The sequence below is a fragment of the Castellaniella sp. genome, from assembly GCF_036379515.1.
Taxonomy (GTDB): Bacteria; Pseudomonadota; Gammaproteobacteria; order Burkholderiales; family Burkholderiaceae_B; genus Castellaniella.
The window spans coordinates 1-16,179 of sequence record NZ_DASVGN010000008.1 but is presented as its reverse complement, the minus strand read 5'-3'; the positions used below and the strand labels follow the sequence as shown (position 1 = coordinate 16,179).

The following is a 16,179-nucleotide window of genomic DNA, read 5'->3' as shown; positions in this document are numbered from 1 at the left end:
CGGGGCACTAGCTTTCGGTGTCTTTGGAGGTTTCTCTCAGGGCCTTCGCCTTGGTGTGCAACCAGCGTTCGACCGACGGGAAGACGAACTTGCTGACGTCGCCCCCCAGAATCGCGATTTCGCGCACGATGGTGCCAGAAATGAACTGGTATTGGTCCGACGGCGTCATGAACAGCGTTTCGACTTCAGGGAGCAGGTGCCGGTTCATGCCGGCCATCTGAAATTCGTATTCGAAGTCCGACACGGCGCGCAGCCCGCGCACGATGACGCGAGCGCTTTGTTCGCGCACGAAATCCTTGAGCAGGCCGCTGAAGCTGCGCACCCGCACGTTGGGATAGTGGCCCAGGACCTCTTCAGCGATTTCGAGTCGTTCGTCCAGCGTGAAAAAAGGGCGCTTGTTCTGGCTTTGAGCAACCCCCACAACCACCTGGTCGAACAAGTTCGCAGCCCGACGCACGAGGTCTTCGTGCCCCCGCGTCAAAGGATCGAACGTTCCTGGATAGACGGCGGTTATCATGCGGTCTCCCTGTTGTGCATGAGGCCATTATTCATGTTTTCTTGCGCCGCAGCAAACAAAAACAGATGGTAGTGCACCTGGCCTGCCCGACCCTGGCGCAGGAGCTGCCAGCCTTCGGGTGCTGCTGCGGAGGCGTCTGCTTCAAGATAGAGTAGCCCCCCGTGCTGCAGGGCCCTGGGCAGCAAGGGCCATAGCCGCGCCATCCAGGGGTCTCCAAAGGGGGGGTCGAGCAGGATGAGGTCATAAGTGGCGCGCGCCTGGGCCTGAAGGTAGGCGAGCGCATCGCCCGCATGCACGTCGACGGCTGGAGCTTGTAGCCGCGATTGCAGCGCTCTCAGTGCCGATAGCGCGGCGGGGGCTCGCTCGACCAGCTGCACTCGCCCGGCACCCCGCGAGGCCGCTTCGAAGCCCAGTGCGCCCGTGCCTGCGAACAGATCCAGTACCTGGCGGTCCTGAAAATCGGCGCCCCAGAAGTGGGTCAGCCAGTTGAAGAGTGTCTCGCGTACGCGGTCGGGCGTTGGACGCAGATGGTCCCCTTCCGGCACGGGAATGACTGTGCGGCGGTAGTGACCGCCTACAATACGAATCTGATGTTTTTTCATGCGCGGCCCGTGCTCGCCGAATCTGTCTCGAGACGGTGCGGTGGGCGGTGGCGAGCGTTGATCTGGACCGTTCAGTGTAAAGCCTATGTTCAGTTTTTTTAAGCGCAAGAAGCCTGCCCCTTTGCCCGAAGCCCTGGCGCTGACGCCCGACATGGCCGAGGACGTGGCGCCCGTTGCTCCCACCGAGTTGCCCGAGGGCCTGGTGCCTGCTCCCGCGCTCGATGAGCCGGTCGTGGGCGTTGAAACCACGGTACCTCCTGAACAGGGAGACGCAGCGCCTTTGGCTGCAGAGGATGCGTCGGCCAATGTCGAACCAGTCGAGGACTTCCCCGGCCGGGTGCAGCCGCCCGATGCCTGGTCCGATCGGCCGGACATGCCAGCGGTGGACCCGCTGGCTCAGCTCGATCGGTCGGACTCGCCGGATGACGGAAGCGGCACTTCATGGGTTGCACGGTTGCGCCGTGGTCTGTCGCGCACGGGCCAGAATCTGGGCAGCCTGTTCGTGGGCGTCAAGGTAGACGAAACCCTGTTCGACGAGCTCGAGACGGCGCTCATCATGGCGGATGCGGGGGTAGAAGCGTCGCAGAGACTGATTTCCGAGCTGCGTGTCCGCGTGCGGCGCGAGCGCATCAACGAGCCCGAAGCCGTGCGTGCCGCGTTGCAGAGCATTTTGGCCGATCACCTGAAGGTGCTCGAGAAGCCCTTCATGGTGGGCGAGGTGGCGCCCATGGTCGTGATGATTGCCGGCGTCAATGGCGCGGGCAAGACCACGTCCATTGGCAAGCTGGCTCATGCCCTGCGCGAACGCGACGCGTCCGTGCTGCTTGCAGCGGGTGACACCTTTCGCGCCGCTGCGCGTGAACAGCTGGTGGCCTGGGGGACGCGCAATGGGGTCACGGTGATCGCCCAGGAAGGCGGCGACCCGGCGGCGGTCGCTTTCGATGCGGTGAATGCAGGTCGCGCGCGCGGCGTGGACGTGGTCCTGGTCGATACGGCGGGTCGCCTGCCCACCCAGCTTCATCTCATGGAAGAACTCAAGAAGATCCGGCGGGTGATTGCCAAGGCGGATGCGGCCGCGCCACATGAAGTGTTGCTGGTGGTCGATGGCAATACGGGCCAGAACGCACTGGCGCAGATCCGAGCCTTTGATGCCGCGCTGGGGTTGACGGGCCTGATCGTCACCAAGCTCGATGGCACGGCCAAAGGCGGCACGCTGGCGGCCGTGGCGGCGGGCAGCCAGGGGGTCAGGCCCATTCCGGTCTACTGGATCGGGGTAGGCGAAGGCATGCAGGACCTGCAGCCCTTCGTGGCGGCCGAATTTGCCGAAGCGCTGCTGGGGCGACACGGGGTGTGAGGCCCGTGGACTAGAATCCTTACTGTGAAACTCTGGGATGACTTCTGACATGAATATGGATGCCCGTGCTGACCTCGAGGCAGCGCAATCCCTGGAGATCTCTCCAGTGCAGGAAATCGTGGCCGAACTGCGGGCCGGCCGCATGGTGATCCTGTGCGACGAAGAAGACCGCGAAAACGAAGGCGACCTGATGATGGCCGCAGACTTCGTGACGCCGGATGCCATCAATTTCATGGTGACTCATGCGCGTGGTCTGGTCTGTGTCACCCTGACGCACGAGCGCTGTGAGCAATTGCAGCTGCCGCTTATGTCCAACCGCAACGGGTCTCATTATGGGACCAATTTCACCATTTCGATCGAGGCAGCCGAGGGGGTGACCACCGGCATTTCGGCGGTCGACCGCGCCCGTACGATCCGCGCGGCCGTGGCGCCCAATGCCCGTGCTGAAGACGTGGTCCAGCCGGGGCATATTTTTCCGGTGCGTGCCGTGCCGGGAGGGGTGCTGGTGCGTGCGGGTCATACCGAGGCAGGTTGCGACCTGGCCCGTATGGCGGGCCTTACGCCGGCCACCGCCATCTGCGAAATCCTCAAGCCAGACGGCACCATGGCACGGCTGCCCGATCTGAAGCTCTTCGCGCGCGAGCACGGGCTGAAGATCGGCACCATTGCCGACCTGATTCAATACCGCAGCGAACACGAGTCCATCGTCGAGCGGGTCTTCGAGCGCTCGGCCGTCGAAACGCCCTGGGGCGAATTTCGTGCGGTGGCTTATCGCGACCATGCCTCGAATGCACCGCACTTGGCGCTGGTGCACGGCGAGATCCGTCCGGATGCAGAAACATTGGTGCGCGTCCATGAACCCACCAGCGTGCTGGATGTGCTGACTGAAGGCGCGACACGCCACAGCTGGTCTGTGCCCCGGGCGCTACAGGCCATTTCGGCGGCGGAAAGCGGCGTGTTGGTGCTGCTCAATTGCCAAGGCGATTCCGAGCTGCTCTTTGCGCAGTTCGAGGCGTGGGGGGAAACGATGCAGGGCGGGCCGGCCCCCGCGCCCGCACTGGGAGGTGAGCGCCATGGGCTGCGCACTTTTGGCATCGGTGCGCAGATCTTGCGCGATCTGGGCGTGCGTCACGCTCGATTGCTGGCACAGCCGCGCAAAATGCCCAGCATGGCCGGCTTTGGCCTCACCATTACGGGTTACCATAACGAACCCGGCGTCGTAGACGCCACCACCTGAACAGGGACTCGACCATGAACCCTTATGTGATGACCCCGGATATGAACGGGGAAGGCCTGCACATCGGCATCGTGCGCGCCCGGTTCAACGCCGAAATCGGCGAGGCCGAACTGCAAACCTGCCTGGACGAGCTCGCTGCTCTGGGCGTCGATGAACGCGACGTCATGGTCGTGTCCGTGCCCGGCGCCCTGGAACTTGGCGTCACGTTGGCGCAAATGGCCGAAACTTTTGAATTCGACGCCTTGATCGCCCTGGGTGCCGTCATTCGCGGCGAAACCTACCACTTTGAAACAGTGAGCAACGAATCCGCCTCTGCCATCAGTCGCGTTGCGCTTGAAACCGGTATCCCGGTCGCTAATGGGGTGCTCACCGCCTACACCGAAGAGCAGGCGCAGGTGCGTGCGGCGGACAAAGGGCGCGACTGCGCCCGCGTTGCCGTCGAAATGGCCAATTTGGTGGCCGCGCTCGAACCCGAATCCGACGACGATGACGACGACGAAGACGGTGACCATTTCGAGGAAGAGGGCACTGATGAGTGATCCACGGCCTGGGCGCGCAGGCCGCGCCAATGCCCGCAGTGCGCGCCGCATGGCGCGCGAGTTTGCTTTGCAGGGGGTGTATGCCTGGTTGCTGCAAGGTGGCACCGATGTCTCCGAACTCGGGGCGATCGATGCGCACGTGCGCGACAGCGAAGATTTTGCCCAGGCGGACCAAAGCTGGTATCACACTGTGCTCGAAGGCGCCGTCATGCAAGCACCCGCTTTGCGCGAACGCTTCGTGCCCTACATCGATCGCCCATTGGCGGAGCTTTCTCCCGTAGAACATGCGGTGTTGCTGATTGGCAGTTACGAGCTGGTTCAGCACCTCGAGGTTCCCTATCGCGTCGCCATCAACGAAGCGGTCGAACTCGCCAAATCGTTTGGCGGCACCGATGGCTATCGCTTCGTCAATGGCGTGCTCGACAAGCTGGCCACCGAAGTCCGTGCCACCGAGGTTCAGGCCGCAGTACATCACTGAGAAGTCCCGGGTTGGGTGACATGCCTGCCAAGAGCGAATTCGAGCTGATCGATCATTATTTCAATCGACCCGCACCGGCCGGCATGCTTGGAGTGGGTGATGATTGTGCTTTGCTCACTGTCCGTGCGGGCTGCGAGTTGGCCGTGAGCACCGACATGCTCATTGAAAGCCGGCATTTCCTACCCGGGGTGGACCCCCAGTCCCTGGGCCACAAGGCGTTGGCCGTCAACCTTTCCGATCTGGCCGCCATGGGGGCCCGCCCGCTGGCCTGCACGTTGGCGTTGGGCTTGCCTCATATTGATGAGCGTTGGCTCGAAGGCTTCTCAAAGGGATTTCATGCGCTGGCGGCTGACGCGGGCTGCCCCTTGCTGGGTGGCGACACCACGTGCAGCCCTCACGGCATCGTCCTGAGCATCACGGTCATGGGAGAGCTGCGGCCGGCCCATGCCTTGCGTCGCAGTGGTGCCCGCGAAGGCGATGACATCTGGGTGTCGGGCACGTTGGGCGCTGCCTACGTGGCTCTGCTGTTGCTTCAAGGGCGTCTGCCTGCCGATCCTGCCCGCCTTCGAGCCAGCCAGCCAGCCATGGATTGGCCGCAGCCCCGCCTGGCGCTGGGGCAGGCACTGGGAGGGGTGGCGCATGCCGCCATCGACATTTCGGATGGCCTCTTGCAGGACCTCGGCCACATTCTTGAGCAGAGCCACTGCGCGGCCCGACTCTCGCTCGATGCCTTGCCGGCGCATCCCACTCTCGAAGGTCTGGAGCCTCGGGTACGCCAGGAAGCGCTTTTGGGCGGCGGCGACGTCTACGAACTGTGCTTTACGGCGCAGCCGCTGCGGCGTGAGCAAATTCAGGCATTGGGGCACCGGCTTGGTATTCCGCTCGCTCGCATCGGCACCATTACCCGAGGTTCAGGGATTCGCGTCTTTGACGCACGGGGCAATGATGTTCCGGTCACGCTGCGCGGCTTCGATCACTTTGCTGCCCAATCGCCAGCGCCAGATACCTCCAGAGGTTCTACATGACCCCACCTAGCAAAGAACTGCCCGGCTCCCAGCGTCCCACGCTTGCCTGGATGCTGGCTCGTCCAGAGCGGATCATCGGTTTTGGCCTGGGTTCTGGGCTGATTCACCCGGCGCCTGGTACCTGGGGGACGCTCATGGGCTGGCTGCTGTGGTGGCTGCTGCTCGGGCGTTTGTCGGATGGGTGGATCGCGTTCATCTTGCTGGTCTCGTTTGCGGGGGGCTGCTGGGTATCGCAACGCTGCGGTGATGCGCTGGGCGTCGCTGATTACGGCGGCATCAACTGGGACGAGATCGTTGCGATCTGGCTTGTCCTGTGGCTGCTTCCGTCCGGATTCTGGATGCAACTGGTGGGCGTAGTGCTGTTTCGGGTCTTCGACATCATCAAGCCTCCGCCAATCAGCTGGCTGGATCGTCACTGCAAGAGCGGTTTTGGCGTCATGATCGACGACATCGTGGCTGCACTTTATGCTCTACTGGTGGCTGCCATCCTGATTCGACTGGGGGTTCTGCCATGATCGACCGTGAATTGCGTGCCTTGGCGGGTGAGTTCGGTGCTGCATTGAGGGTGGTCGGGTGGCTGTGTGCCACGGCCGAGTCCTGCACGGGTGGCCTGCTGGCGGGTGCCATCACCTCGTGCCCGGGTTCCAGCCAGTGGTTCGAACGTGGCTTCGTCACCTATAGCAACGCAGCCAAGATGGAGCATCTTCGGGTGGCCACCGCTACGCTGGAGCGCCATGGTGCCGTCAGCGAAGAGGTCGCCATGGAAATGTCGGCCGGGGTTCTGGCCGCAGTCCCGCAGGTGCGCCTGGTACTGTCCACGACGGGCATTGCCGGCCCAGGGGGCGCAGTACCTGGCAAACCCGTCGGCATGGTGTGCTTCGGGGTGGCGCGGCGTGCAGGCTCGGGCATCGTCACCCGCGCGCTCACTCAGGTCTTCGAGGGCGACCGCGAGGCCGTTCGCCTGGCGGCCGTGCGCCATGCCCTGATGCTGGGCCTGGAAGACCTCAAGAAGCATCGGGCATAGCGTCCAGCCAGCGGGCTGTGCAGGCGTTTTGGCTGTGTTCGTGCGCGGCTAGTGTGCCGCGACTTATCGGCTCAACGCGGCGCGGATTGCGTCTCGTGTCTGTTGCGCGACGCCGGCAGCGGCCTGGGTCCAATCGGCGCCCTGGCTGGCGTACAGCACAGCCCTTGAAGAATTGATCATCATCCCGGTGCCGTCGCTCGCGCGACCCGCGCGGACAGTGGCGGGAATGTCGCCTCCTTGAGCACCGATTCCCGGAATCAGCAGTGGCAGGTCGCCCACTCGGGCCCGTACCTGAGCCAGTTCGTCCGGAACGGTGGCACCTACCACCAGTGCACATTGCCCGTGGGCGTTCCACCGATGAGCCACACGGTCTGCCACGTGCAGGTAGAGCGGATTTCCATCGGCGAGCCGTAAATCCTGTAAATCAGCTCCGCCCGGGTTCGAGGTTCGGCACAGGACGACCACGCCGCGGTCGGTGTAATCCAGATAGGGCTGCAGCGAATCCTGGCCCATGTAGGGGTTGACCGTGACCGCATCGGCCTCGTAGCGTTCGAAGGCTTCGCGGGCATATTGCGTCGCCGTGCTGCCGATATCGCCTCGCTTGGCGTCCAGCACGATGGGCAGATGCGGATAGCGGCCGCGGATGTAGCGGCAGATGTCCAGCAGCTGGTCCTCCGCTCGCAGCGCGGCAAAATAGGCAATCTGCGGCTTGAAACCGCAAACGTAGGGAGCGGTGGCGTCCACGATCCCTTCGCAGAAGACACGCACCGCATCCGGCTTCCCGGCCAGTTCGGCGGGGAAGCGTTGCAGGTTCGGGTCCAGGCCCACCATCAGCAGAGAATCCTGACTGGCCCAGGCGTGGCGTAGTTTGTCGATGAAGGTCATGGGAGCCGTGAAGAGTGGTCGCAAGCGAAATGGGTTGTTGCCCGCATTGTAAAGGGGCGGTGGTGCCCGTGCCCGCTGTGCGCGCTTCGACTGCTGCACTCGAGCGAACAGGCCAGGAAATGTGCCTCTGGCAGGGGGTTCGTCGAGTCAGGCTTGGGTCGTCAGGATTTCAATGAATCGCTGGGTCAGCATCGAAGGAGCCAGAGCCACCGAGCGTGCGAGTGAGACATTCACCGGGATTTCTGGATATAGGGGCCGTACGGCAAGTTGCCCGGCGAATGTTTTGGCAACGAAGGGATTGACGACGCCGATGCCGGCGCCTGCTGCAACCATGGCGCAGATGGTCAGTGATGAGTTGGTCTCTATCATGATGCCGGTCTGCCCATGACGCCTTTGCAGCAGCGATCGCATGGCCACCATGATGTCGTCGTTGTCGTCCAGCAAGACGAGTCGGTGGTGCTGCAGGTCGTCCAGGTCCACGGTCTGTCGTTTGGCCAGGAGGTGGTTCAGCGGCAGCACGCAGACTGCGTGGGTCTGTTGCAGTGGTGTGGAGATGACGTCGCTGTCCTCGATGTGGCCCGTAGTCAGCACGAAGTCGACCAGGCCCTGGCTCAGGTAATCCCGGAGCTGCGGGGTTCCGAAGGTCTGCAGGTTCACGTAGACCTCGGGGTTCTGTCGGATGAATTGTGTCATCACCTCGGGCAATAGCCCTGCGGCCAGCGTAGGAGTGCTGCCGATGCGCAGCACTCCGGTGCCGAATTTGCGCAGGAGATGAACGGCGGTCTCGATCTTTTCGAGCCCTTCGAAGTGGCGCCGCACGGATTCGTACAGCTTGCGGCCCTCTCGAGTCGGGCGCAGCCGCCCGTTGTACAGGTCAAAGAGTTCCAGGCCGGTCGCGGCGCGCAGTTCGGTCAGACGGCGGCTGATGGACGGCTGCGTCGTGTTCAGAATCTGGGCGGCACGCGTGGTGGTACCAGCTTCCATGACGGTCTTGAACGCCTGGATCTGCTGAAAATTGAGTGGTCTGGCCATGGTGGTGGGTGTGGGGGGCAAGCCAAAATCTGGGAGATCAGAAGAGTTCAATGGTATATCGATTACGAATAGCCTGCGTGGAAAATAGAATTATCTGCTATTGAATGCGATCCCTATAATCTTTTCACCTTCTCTGAAAACTCGTGCCGTATCAAGGATGTCCACTCTTTTGTCTCCCGCTATGACAACTCACGCCACACCGGACTCACCCTTCCCCATCCACCGATTGGGCCAAGGCGCAGCACACCATTTCTTTGGGTATTACGACAAGACGGTGTGGGACAAGTCCGATCGCTTCGTCCTGGCGAATCAGGTGGGTATGATGACAGCCGACCTGACCCCCGACATGCAGGCAGAGGTGGGGTTCTTCGATACCCAGGCCGACGACCGTTTTCATGTGTGTGGCACCACGCGAGCGTGGAACTGGCAGATGGGTTGCCAGTTGCAGTGGTTGGATGGGCGGCCAGGACGTCAGCTTATCTATAACGTGCGCCGCAATGCACCGGGTAGCCTGTATCCAGGGTTTGGTGCGGCCATTCATGATGTGGATTCCGGACAGACGCGGTATCTGGACAACCCCATTTATCTGGCAGCTCCCAACAGCCAGTATGCACTCACGGTGGATTACAGCCGCCTGTATGTCACGCATGAAACGATTGGGTATTGTGAGCCGCGAGGCCGGCGCACGGATTTGCCCTTATACCCAGAAGACGATGGCATTCATTCGATCGATCTGGAGACGGGCGCGACACGGTTGTTGGTGAGCTATGCCGATCTCAGGCGCTTTCATCCCAGAGCCTCTATGGAACGAGCCTTGCATTGGGTGAGTCATATCGAAATCAACCCGTCGTCCACGCGGGTGTTGTTCCTGCATCGCTGGACTGAGCGCGTCGAAGACGAGACCTGCTTCCTGCATCGCCTGATCACCATGGACCCTGATGGCCAGAACATGCGTTTGCTGGAATGCTCCGATCATCCATTGCCACAGCTTGCCGACGGTTTCGATCCCAAGGCGGTAGGTACCTACGATTACGAGAAGTCGGAATATCAGATTTCGCACCCACTGTGGCGTGACGATCACCATATCATCGTCTGGAGCCCCCACGCGGGCAGCATCCACTATCACCTGTACGAGGACGCAGACGTGTCGAACGTGCAGGTGATCGGTGACGGAGTCCTGACCGAAAATGGGCACATGACGTTCTCGCCCGTCAACACGCGCTGGCTGTTGACAGACACTTATCCGGACCCGGTAACCAATGAGCGCATTCTGATTCTTTATGACTGCGAGAAGCAGGTTCGGCATGACCTGGGCAGCTTCTACACCGACCCGGGCCTGCGCAAGGAGAACCGCTGTGATCTGCACCCGCGCTGGAGCCGGGATGGCCAGAGAATTTGCATCGATTCGGTCCACGAACACGAGCGGCAGATGTACGTCATCGACGTCAGCTCGCTCGTCGGTTCAGCCGTGTGCTGACCGGTATTACCCCTTAATAAGGCAAGGAGACAAAGCATGACCCATACCGCTCGATTCCCACGTTCCTGGATGCGCCTGGCCTGTGTGACGGCGCTTTCCACGCTGACGATTACGACCATGGGGCTTGCCCATGGCGCCGACCTGGACGGCACGCTGCAGAAAATCAAGCACGACGGCGTAGTCGTGGTCGGCTTTCGCGAAGCGTCCATTCCATTCTCCTATTACAACGACGCCAAGCAGCCAATCGGCTACTCCATCGATTTCTCCAATCGCATTCTTGAGCGCATCCGCCAGACCTTGAACCTGCCGAATCTGCAGGTTCGCTGGCTGCCCATCACGTCGCAGAATCGGATCTCGCTGCTGCAGAACGGTACCTTTGATTTCGAATGCACGACGACCACGCACAATGCCTCCCGTGCGCAGCAGGTGGATTTCTCGGACAGTCTGTTCATCATTGGCACGCGCCTGTTGACCAAGAAAGATTCAGGAATCAAGGATTTTGCTGATCTGAAGGGTCAGAACGTCGTCGTGGGGGCTGGAACAACTTCCGAGATCATCCTGCGCAAGCTCAATGTCGAAAAGAAAATGGGCATGCGCATCATCAGCGCCAAAGACCATTCCGAATCTTTCCTCACGCTGTCGTCTGGGCGAGCAAAAGCCATGATGATGGATGATGCACTGCTGGCAGGCGAACGGGCCAAGACCCGTGATCCGCAAGACTACGTCATTACCGGGACGCCCCAGTCTTACGAGGCCTACGGCTGCATGATCCGCAAGGGCGACAGCCAGATGAAGCAACTGGTCGATGACGTCATCTCGCAGACTGAGACGTCGGGCGCGGGTGAGGCCATCTACAAGAAATGGTTCATGAGCCCGATTCCGCCCAAGCAGCTCAATCTGGATTTCCCCATGTCTGAGGCGATGCAGCATCTGTTTGCGCACCCGAACGACGAGATCAATCCTGAAGCGCAATGAATTATCACTGGCACTGGGCGGTCCTGCTGCAGCCGGTTGCAACAGGTGAAGGCTCGACATACCTGGGGTGGATCTGGCACGGGTTCCTGGTCACCGCAGCGCTCACCTTGCTGTCGTGGTTGTTGGCGCTTGCACTGGGCACCGTATTTGGCGTGATGCGGACCTTGCCGGGGCGGATCCCCCGCATAGTGGGCACTGCCTATGTTTCCGTGTTTCGCAACATACCGCTCATCGTGCAGTTTTTCATCTGGTATTTTGTCGTGCCAGAGATGCTACCGACCGCCTTGGGGGATGCCATCAAAGGGGCTGACCCGGTCTTGCAGTTTTTCGTGACGTCGGTTCTGGCGCTCGGGTTTTATACCGGCTCCCGGATTTGCGAACAGCTGCGTGCCGGCATCCAGGCCTTGTCGCGGGGGCAGGTCCAGGCGGGTCTGTCCGTGGCCTTTACCTTGTTTCAGACGTACCGCTACGTGATTCTGCCGCAGGTGTTTCGCCGCATTCTTCCACCCCTGACTTCAGAGTTTCTCATCATTTCGAAGAACTCTGCAGTGGCCTCGACGATCGGGCTGCTGGAGCTCAGTGGTCAAGCGCGGCAGCTGGTGGATTACACCGCCCAGCCGTACGAATCCTTCATTCTCGTGACCCTGGCCTATGTGGTGCTGAACTTCATGATCATTGGCATCATGAGTGTGATCCGCCGCCGGCTGGCGCGTCCAGGCCTGATGGGCGAATAGGAGCTTGCGCGATGCTGCATTTTGATTTTTCTGCTATTTGGGACGCGCGGCTCATCCTGGCGACAGGCGCCTGGATCACGCTGAAAATCACCTTGGTGGCCATCGCCAGCGGCGTGGCTTTCGGGACCGTGCTGGCAATGTGCATGGTGTCCCATCTGAAGGTCTTGCAGTCCTTTGCGCGCAGCTATATCACGTTGTTTCGTGCAATTCCGCTGGTCATGTTGCTGTTGTGGTTCTTCCTGATCGTGCCCCAGGTGCTGAAGGCAGTCTTCGACCTGTCGCCCAGCATCGACATCCGGCTTGTTTCGGCCATGGTGGCGTTTGCGATGCTGGAATCTGCCTTCTTTGCCGAGATCATTCGCGCCGGGATTCTCGGCTTGTCTGCCGGGCAGTTCAATGCGGCTCGAGCGCTGGGCATGAGTACATTGCAGGCGTTTCGCTACATCATCCTGCCACAGGCCTTCAAAGCCATGCTGCCCATCCTGTTGACTCAGTGCATCGTCATTTTTCAGGACACGTCGCTCGTCTACGTGATTGCTCTGGGCGATTTCTTCAGCAATGCCGTGCGTATCGGTGAGCGCGATGGCACGGTGGTCCAGATGCTGCTGTTCGCAGGCCTGATCTATTGGGTCATTTGCGCAAGTCTGAGTGGCCTCATCAAACTGCTCCAGTTGCGTGCGCACCGAGTCTGATATCGATGCCGATCTTGAACAGGAATCAAACGATGATTGAGCTGAAGAACATCTCGAAGTGGTACGGAAAATTCCGAGCCCTGACCGATTGCAGCGTGACGGTCAACGCCGGTGAGGTCGTTGTGTTTTGCGGGCCCTCAGGTTCTGGGAAGTCCACCTTGATCAAGCTGATCAACGGGCTGGAAGTCTTTCAGGAGGGCGATCTTCTGTACAAGGGGCAATCCATTCGTGCCGGAGCAACCAGGCTGTCCGATCTGCGCAGGCGCATCGGCATGGTGTTTCAGCACTTCGAGCTGTTTCCGCATCTGTCGGTGCTGCAGAATCTGACCATTGCGCAAGAGAAAGTCCTCAAGCGCAAGTCAAAAGAGGCAGAAAAAAAGGCGCTGTTGCTATTGGATCGTGTGGGGCTCAGTGCCCATTCTCACAAGTATCCCGCGCAGTTGTCGGGCGGCCAGCAGCAGCGTGTGGCCATTGCCCGTTCTCTGTGCATGGACCCGGAGGTCATGCTGTTCGACGAACCTACGTCGGCGCTGGATCCTGAGATGATCAATGAGGTGCTGGCCGTGATGATCGAGCTTGCTCAGGACGGGATGACCATGGCCTGCGTCACCCACGAAATGGGGTTCGCAAGGAAGGTCGCCGACAAAGTGGTGTTCATGGATTCAGGCGCGATCGTCGAGACGAATTCGGCCGAAGAGTTCTTCACGAATCCCAAGTCGGAGCGCGCCCGCGACTTTCTGGCGAAGATCCTGCATTAGGATTCCATCATGCTGGGCCTGTGCAGACCTGCCAGGTAAAGGATCAGGCCGCCAGCACAGCCAGCCACGTACCCGTTGCGAGCAGCAAAGTCAGTAGCACGGCGGCGCTGCCGATGTCTTTGGCACGGCCCAGCAGCGGGTTGTGTTCCGTGCTGATGGCATCTGCCAGCGCCTCGATGGCGGAATTGAGCAGCTCCACGATGAGCACCAGCACCAGCACGCCCGCGAGCAAAAGGCGTTCCTGCGCAGTGTGGCCCAGCCAGAGGCCCAGCGGAATCAGGATGATGGCCAGTGCAGTCTCTTGGCGGAACGCCGCCTCGTGACGCCAGGCCGCGCCCAAGCCCTGCAGTGAATACACCAGCGCACGCGCAATGCGCGCGAGCCCGCCAGTGCTTTTGTATGGAGAAGGTTCGGTCATGGTTGCCGGGCGACGTGCATCGTGGCGGCTATTGTAAAGGACTGGGGCGCCTGCTCATGAAATGAAGAATCCCTGCCGGAGTCGATCCGGCAGGGATTCCTTGAAGCAAAAGCTGCGAGCTGGCAGCCCGGGGAGGCCACCAGCTTGGTGCGCACGGGCTTAGAAGCCGCCCATGCCACCCATGCCGCCCATGCCACCCATGTCAGGCATGGCTGGTGCCGGCTTGTCTTCCACGATTTCCGCGACAGCGGCTTCGGTGGTCAACAGCAGGCTGGCAACGGAAGCGGCGTTTTGCAGCGCCGTGCGGGTCACCTTGGTCGGGTCGATCACGCCTTGCTCGACCAGATCGCCGTATTGGCCGGTAGCGGCGTTGAAGCCGTAGTTGCCGGTACCGCCGTTTTCAACCGCGTTCACGATCACGCTGGCTTCGTAGCCTGCGTTGTTGACGATGGTGCGCAGCGGCGCTTCGATGGCACGCAGGATCAGCTTGATGCCAGCGTCCTGGTCGGTGTTGTCACCCTTGACCTTGGCCATGGCCATCTTGGCACGGACCAGCGCCACACCGCCGCCAGGGACGATGCCTTCTTCCACTGCAGCGCGCGTGGCGTGCAGTGCGTCTTCGACGCGGGCCTTCTTTTCCTTCATTTCGACTTCGGTCGCAGCGCCAACCTTGATCACTGCCACACCGCCGGCCAGCTTGGCCACGCGTTCTTGCAGCTTTTCACGGTCGTAGTCAGAAGTGGCTTCTTCGATTTGCGTGCGGATTTGCTTGACACGCGCTTCGATGTTCTTGGCCTCGCCAGCACCGTCGATGATGGTGGTGTTTTCCTTGGCGACTTCAATGCGCTTGGCTTGGCCCAGCAGTTCCAGCGTGGCCTTTTCCAGCGACAGACCGGTTTCTTCGGAGATCACCGTGCCGCCCGTCAGGATGGCGATGTCTTCGAGCATGGCTTTGCGACGGTCACCAAAGCCAGGAGCCTTCACGGCAGTGGTCTTCAGGATGCCACGGATGTTGTTCACAACCAGGGTGGCCAGGGCTTCGCCTTCCACGTCTTCGGCCACGATCAGCAGCGGACGGCTGGATTTGGCAACTTGCTCAAGCACCGGCAGAAGATCACGGATGTTGCTGATCTTCTTGTCGAAAATCAGGATGTACGGATCTTCCAGGACGGAAACTTGCTTGTCTTGGTTGTTGATGAAGTAGGGCGACAGGTAGCCGCGGTCGAATTGCATGCCTTCGACCACGTCCAGTTCGTTTTCCAGCGACTTGCCGTCTTCGACGGTGATGACGCCTTCCTTGCCGACCTTGTCCATCGCGTTGGCGATGATCTCACCGACCGACACATCGCTGTTGGCCGAGATCGACCCGACTTGAGCGATGGCCTTGCTGGTGGTGCAGGGCTTGGACAGCTTGTGCAGCTCATCCACAGCGACGGCGACGGCCTTGTCGATGCCGCGCTTCAGATCCATGGGGCTGATGCCGGCGGCCACGTACTTCAGGCCTTCTTCGACGATCGATTGAGCCAACACGGTGGCGGTCGTGGTGCCGTCACCCGCGTTGTCGGAGGTCTTGGAGGCGACTTCCTTCACGAGTTGGGCGCCGATGTTTTCGAATTTGTCTTTCAGTTCGATTTCTTTGGCGACGGAGACACCGTCCTTGGTCACCGTGGGGGCGCCGAAGGAGCGATCCAGCACCACGTTGCGGCCCTTGGGGCCCATCGTCGTTTTGACGGCATTGGCCAGGATGTTGACGCCGCGAACGATACGAGCGCGGGCGTCGTCACCAAAATAGACTTGCTTTGCAGCCATGTTGAAATTCCTTGGTTTGAGCGGTGCTGTGGATTACTGGACAACGGCGAAGATTTCTTCCTCGCGGATTACGAGGACTTCGTCGCCATCAACCTTGACGGATTGGCCGGCATATTTGCCGAACAGGACCTTGTCGCCGACTTTCAGATCCATCGGGATCAGCTTGCCGTCTTCAGTCTTCTTGCCCGGGCCAACGGCCAGGACTTCACCTTGATCGGGCTTTTCGGCAGCGCTGTCGGGGATGACGATGCCCGAAGCAGTGGTGCGCTCGTTGTCCAGACGCTTGATGATCACGCGATCATGCAAAGGACGCAGTGCCATGGAGGAACTCCTGTACTTAGAGAATTGGATAGATGTGGCGTTGGTGTTGTTAGCACTCAACCCCCTCGAGTGCTAATTATAAGGACGATTCCGCCGAATTCAAGGGGGGCCTTCATCATCGGCGGCTGTCGGACGATGTTGTCGAACGCCACTGAGTTGTCGAACGCCACTGAGGTTTGAACTTCTGTCGAACGCCACTGAGTTTTGAACTTCCGCCGCTCAGTTTTGAACTCCAGAAAACACTTGAATCCAGTATCGGCGCTGGTTTCAGGCCAAAAAAGACGTTGAGGTGTGATCTGAAA

20 protein-coding genes are annotated in these 16,179 nt (G+C 60.7%); 12 read left to right on the top strand and 8 right to left on the bottom strand.

The genetic code is table 11. The features are described 5' to 3' along the window. Nucleotides 1-7 precede the first annotated feature (7 nt). On the bottom strand, nt 8-517 hold the full coding sequence (gene coaD, locus VF285_RS02125; protein WP_346950965.1) for a pantetheine-phosphate adenylyltransferase: 510 nt from the start codon (nt 515-517) through the stop codon (nt 8-10). Beyond that, nucleotides 514-1,119 carry a 16S rRNA (guanine(966)-N(2))-methyltransferase RsmD gene (gene rsmD, locus VF285_RS02120; RefSeq protein WP_346950964.1) on the bottom strand — a complete coding sequence of 202 codons (606 nt, stop codon included), beginning with the start codon at nt 1,117-1,119 and terminating at the stop codon, nt 514-516. The genes coaD and rsmD overlap by 4 nt, the downstream gene beginning before the upstream one ends. An 85-nt stretch (nt 1,120-1,204) precedes the next feature. On the opposite strand from rsmD, the gene ftsY reads away from it, so the two are divergent. Genes ftsY through VF285_RS02085 form a run of 7 tightly spaced genes read left to right on the top strand, consistent with a single transcriptional unit; the run spans nt 1,205 to nt 6,776 of the window. Beyond that, nucleotides 1,205-2,473 carry a signal recognition particle-docking protein FtsY gene (gene ftsY, locus VF285_RS02115; RefSeq protein ID WP_346950963.1) on the top strand — a complete coding sequence of 423 codons (1,269 nt, stop codon included), beginning with the start codon at nt 1,205-1,207 and terminating at the stop codon, nt 2,471-2,473. A 55-nt stretch (nt 2,474-2,528) separates the two neighbouring features. Then, nucleotides 2,529-3,710, top strand: a complete 1,182-nt coding sequence (gene ribBA, locus VF285_RS02110) for a bifunctional 3,4-dihydroxy-2-butanone-4-phosphate synthase/GTP cyclohydrolase II (RefSeq protein ID WP_346951046.1) — start codon at nt 2,529-2,531, stop codon at nt 3,708-3,710. Nucleotides 3,711-3,724: 14 nt separating this feature from the next. Beyond that, the gene (gene ribH, locus VF285_RS02105) at nt 3,725-4,249 is read left to right on the top strand and encodes a 6,7-dimethyl-8-ribityllumazine synthase (RefSeq protein WP_346950962.1); all 525 of its coding nucleotides are present in this window, start codon (nt 3,725-3,727) and stop codon (nt 4,247-4,249) included. Further along, on the top strand, nt 4,242-4,727 hold the full coding sequence (gene nusB, locus VF285_RS02100; protein ID WP_346950961.1) for a transcription antitermination factor NusB: 486 nt from the start codon (nt 4,242-4,244) through the stop codon (nt 4,725-4,727). Before ribH ends, nusB begins: the two co-directional genes overlap by 8 nt. 20 nt (nt 4,728-4,747) lie before the next feature. Beyond that, entirely contained in the window at nt 4,748-5,752 is a 1,005-nt protein-coding gene (gene thiL / locus VF285_RS02095; protein WP_346950960.1) for a thiamine-phosphate kinase, read from the top strand. Continuing rightward, nucleotides 5,749-6,267 (top strand): phosphatidylglycerophosphatase A, encoded by a 519-nt coding sequence (locus VF285_RS02090; RefSeq protein ID WP_346950959.1) that lies wholly within the window; start codon nt 5,749-5,751, stop codon nt 6,265-6,267. Before thiL ends, VF285_RS02090 begins: the two co-directional genes overlap by 4 nt. Next, nucleotides 6,264-6,776, top strand: coding sequence for a CinA family protein (locus VF285_RS02085; protein ID WP_346950958.1), 513 nt, complete (start codon nt 6,264-6,266; stop codon nt 6,774-6,776). The genes VF285_RS02090 and VF285_RS02085 overlap by 4 nt, the downstream gene beginning before the upstream one ends. Nucleotides 6,777-6,839: 63 nt before the next feature. Here the strand turns inward: VF285_RS02085 and pyrF are convergent, their stop codons facing one another. Together pyrF and VF285_RS02075 are read right to left on the bottom strand one after the other, a co-directional pair. Then, nucleotides 6,840-7,661: an orotidine-5'-phosphate decarboxylase gene (gene pyrF / locus VF285_RS02080; RefSeq protein ID WP_346950957.1), complete on the bottom strand. Its 822-nt coding sequence runs from the start codon at nt 7,659-7,661 to the stop codon at nt 6,840-6,842. Nucleotides 7,662-7,808: 147 nt separating this feature from the next. After that, on the bottom strand, nt 7,809-8,744 hold the full coding sequence (locus VF285_RS02075) for a LysR substrate-binding domain-containing protein (protein WP_346950956.1): 936 nt from the start codon (nt 8,742-8,744) through the stop codon (nt 7,809-7,811). 130 nt (nt 8,745-8,874) lie between these two features. Here VF285_RS02075 and VF285_RS02070 point away from each other — a divergent pair, with 130 nt between their 5' ends. The 5 genes from VF285_RS02070 to VF285_RS02050 are packed head-to-tail and all read left to right on the top strand — an operon-like array spanning nt 8,875 to nt 13,329. Then, nucleotides 8,875-10,170, top strand: coding sequence for a hypothetical protein (locus tag VF285_RS02070; protein ID WP_346950955.1), 1,296 nt, complete (start codon nt 8,875-8,877; stop codon nt 10,168-10,170). 36 nt (nt 10,171-10,206) lie between these two features. Continuing rightward, nucleotides 10,207-11,145 carry a glutamate/aspartate ABC transporter substrate-binding protein gene (locus tag VF285_RS02065; protein ID WP_346950954.1) on the top strand — a complete coding sequence of 313 codons (939 nt, stop codon included), beginning with the start codon at nt 10,207-10,209 and terminating at the stop codon, nt 11,143-11,145. Further along, the gene (locus VF285_RS02060) at nt 11,142-11,879 is read left to right on the top strand and encodes an amino acid ABC transporter permease (RefSeq protein WP_346950953.1); all 738 of its coding nucleotides are present in this window, start codon (nt 11,142-11,144) and stop codon (nt 11,877-11,879) included. Before VF285_RS02065 ends, VF285_RS02060 begins: the two co-directional genes overlap by 4 nt. 11 nt (nt 11,880-11,890) lie before the next feature. Beyond that, on the top strand, nt 11,891-12,571 hold the full coding sequence (locus VF285_RS02055) for an ABC transporter permease subunit (protein ID WP_346950952.1): 681 nt from the start codon (nt 11,891-11,893) through the stop codon (nt 12,569-12,571). A gap of 32 nt (nt 12,572-12,603) precedes the next feature. Further along, nucleotides 12,604-13,329: an amino acid ABC transporter ATP-binding protein gene (locus VF285_RS02050; protein ID WP_346950951.1), complete on the top strand. Its 726-nt coding sequence runs from the start codon at nt 12,604-12,606 to the stop codon at nt 13,327-13,329. Nucleotides 13,330-13,372: 43 nt separating this feature from the next. On the opposite strand, the gene VF285_RS02045 is transcribed toward VF285_RS02050, so the two are convergent. From VF285_RS02045 to VF285_RS02030, 4 genes are all read right to left on the bottom strand, one after another. Continuing rightward, nucleotides 13,373-13,747, bottom strand: a complete 375-nt coding sequence (locus VF285_RS02045; RefSeq protein ID WP_346950950.1) for a diacylglycerol kinase — start codon at nt 13,745-13,747, stop codon at nt 13,373-13,375. A 159-nt stretch (nt 13,748-13,906) separates the two neighbouring features. Then, on the bottom strand, nt 13,907-15,556 hold the full coding sequence (gene groL, locus VF285_RS02040) for a chaperonin GroEL (protein WP_346950949.1): 1,650 nt from the start codon (nt 15,554-15,556) through the stop codon (nt 13,907-13,909). Between the two features lie 33 nt (nt 15,557-15,589). After that, nucleotides 15,590-15,877 carry a co-chaperone GroES gene (locus tag VF285_RS02035; protein ID WP_346950948.1) on the bottom strand — a complete coding sequence of 96 codons (288 nt, stop codon included), beginning with the start codon at nt 15,875-15,877 and terminating at the stop codon, nt 15,590-15,592. Nucleotides 15,878-15,933: 56 nt separating this feature from the next. After that, nucleotides 15,934-16,179, bottom strand: a 246-nt coding sequence (locus VF285_RS02030; RefSeq protein WP_346950947.1) for a hypothetical protein, incomplete at its 5' end; no start/stop codon positions are given.

What these genes read in the sequence shown, in the direction of transcription:
- ftsY (WP_346950963.1), top strand. Translation starts at nt 1,205, where the DNA reads ATGTTCAGTTTTTTTAAGCGCAAGAAGCCTGCCCCTTTGCCCGAAGCC.
- VF285_RS02065 (WP_346950954.1), top strand. Translation starts at nt 10,207, where the DNA reads ATGACCCATACCGCTCGATTCCCACGTTCCTGGATGCGCCTGGCCTGT.
- thiL (WP_346950960.1), top strand. Translation starts at nt 4,748, where the DNA reads ATGCCTGCCAAGAGCGAATTCGAGCTGATCGATCATTATTTCAATCGA.
- VF285_RS02090 (WP_346950959.1), top strand. Translation starts at nt 5,749, where the DNA reads ATGACCCCACCTAGCAAAGAACTGCCCGGCTCCCAGCGTCCCACGCTT.
- nusB (WP_346950961.1), top strand. Translation starts at nt 4,242, where the DNA reads ATGAGTGATCCACGGCCTGGGCGCGCAGGCCGCGCCAATGCCCGCAGT.
- ribBA (WP_346951046.1), top strand. Translation starts at nt 2,529, where the DNA reads ATGGATGCCCGTGCTGACCTCGAGGCAGCGCAATCCCTGGAGATCTCT.
- VF285_RS02050 (WP_346950951.1), top strand. Translation starts at nt 12,604, where the DNA reads ATGATTGAGCTGAAGAACATCTCGAAGTGGTACGGAAAATTCCGAGCC.
- VF285_RS02085 (WP_346950958.1), top strand. Translation starts at nt 6,264, where the DNA reads ATGATCGACCGTGAATTGCGTGCCTTGGCGGGTGAGTTCGGTGCTGCA.
- VF285_RS02060 (WP_346950953.1), top strand. Translation starts at nt 11,142, where the DNA reads ATGAATTATCACTGGCACTGGGCGGTCCTGCTGCAGCCGGTTGCAACA.
- VF285_RS02035 (WP_346950948.1), bottom strand. Translation starts at nt 15,877, where the DNA reads ATGGCACTGCGTCCTTTGCATGATCGCGTGATCATCAAGCGTCTGGAC.
- VF285_RS02045 (WP_346950950.1), bottom strand. Translation starts at nt 13,747, where the DNA reads ATGACCGAACCTTCTCCATACAAAAGCACTGGCGGGCTCGCGCGCATT.
- pyrF (WP_346950957.1), bottom strand. Translation starts at nt 7,661, where the DNA reads ATGACCTTCATCGACAAACTACGCCACGCCTGGGCCAGTCAGGATTCT.
- VF285_RS02055 (WP_346950952.1), top strand. Translation starts at nt 11,891, where the DNA reads ATGCTGCATTTTGATTTTTCTGCTATTTGGGACGCGCGGCTCATCCTG.
- coaD (WP_346950965.1), bottom strand. Translation starts at nt 517, where the DNA reads ATGATAACCGCCGTCTATCCAGGAACGTTCGATCCTTTGACGCGGGGG.
- VF285_RS02070 (WP_346950955.1), top strand. Translation starts at nt 8,875, where the DNA reads ATGACAACTCACGCCACACCGGACTCACCCTTCCCCATCCACCGATTG.
- rsmD (WP_346950964.1), bottom strand. Translation starts at nt 1,119, where the DNA reads ATGAAAAAACATCAGATTCGTATTGTAGGCGGTCACTACCGCCGCACA.
- ribH (WP_346950962.1), top strand. Translation starts at nt 3,725, where the DNA reads ATGAACCCTTATGTGATGACCCCGGATATGAACGGGGAAGGCCTGCAC.
- groL (WP_346950949.1), bottom strand. Translation starts at nt 15,556, where the DNA reads ATGGCTGCAAAGCAAGTCTATTTTGGTGACGACGCCCGCGCTCGTATC.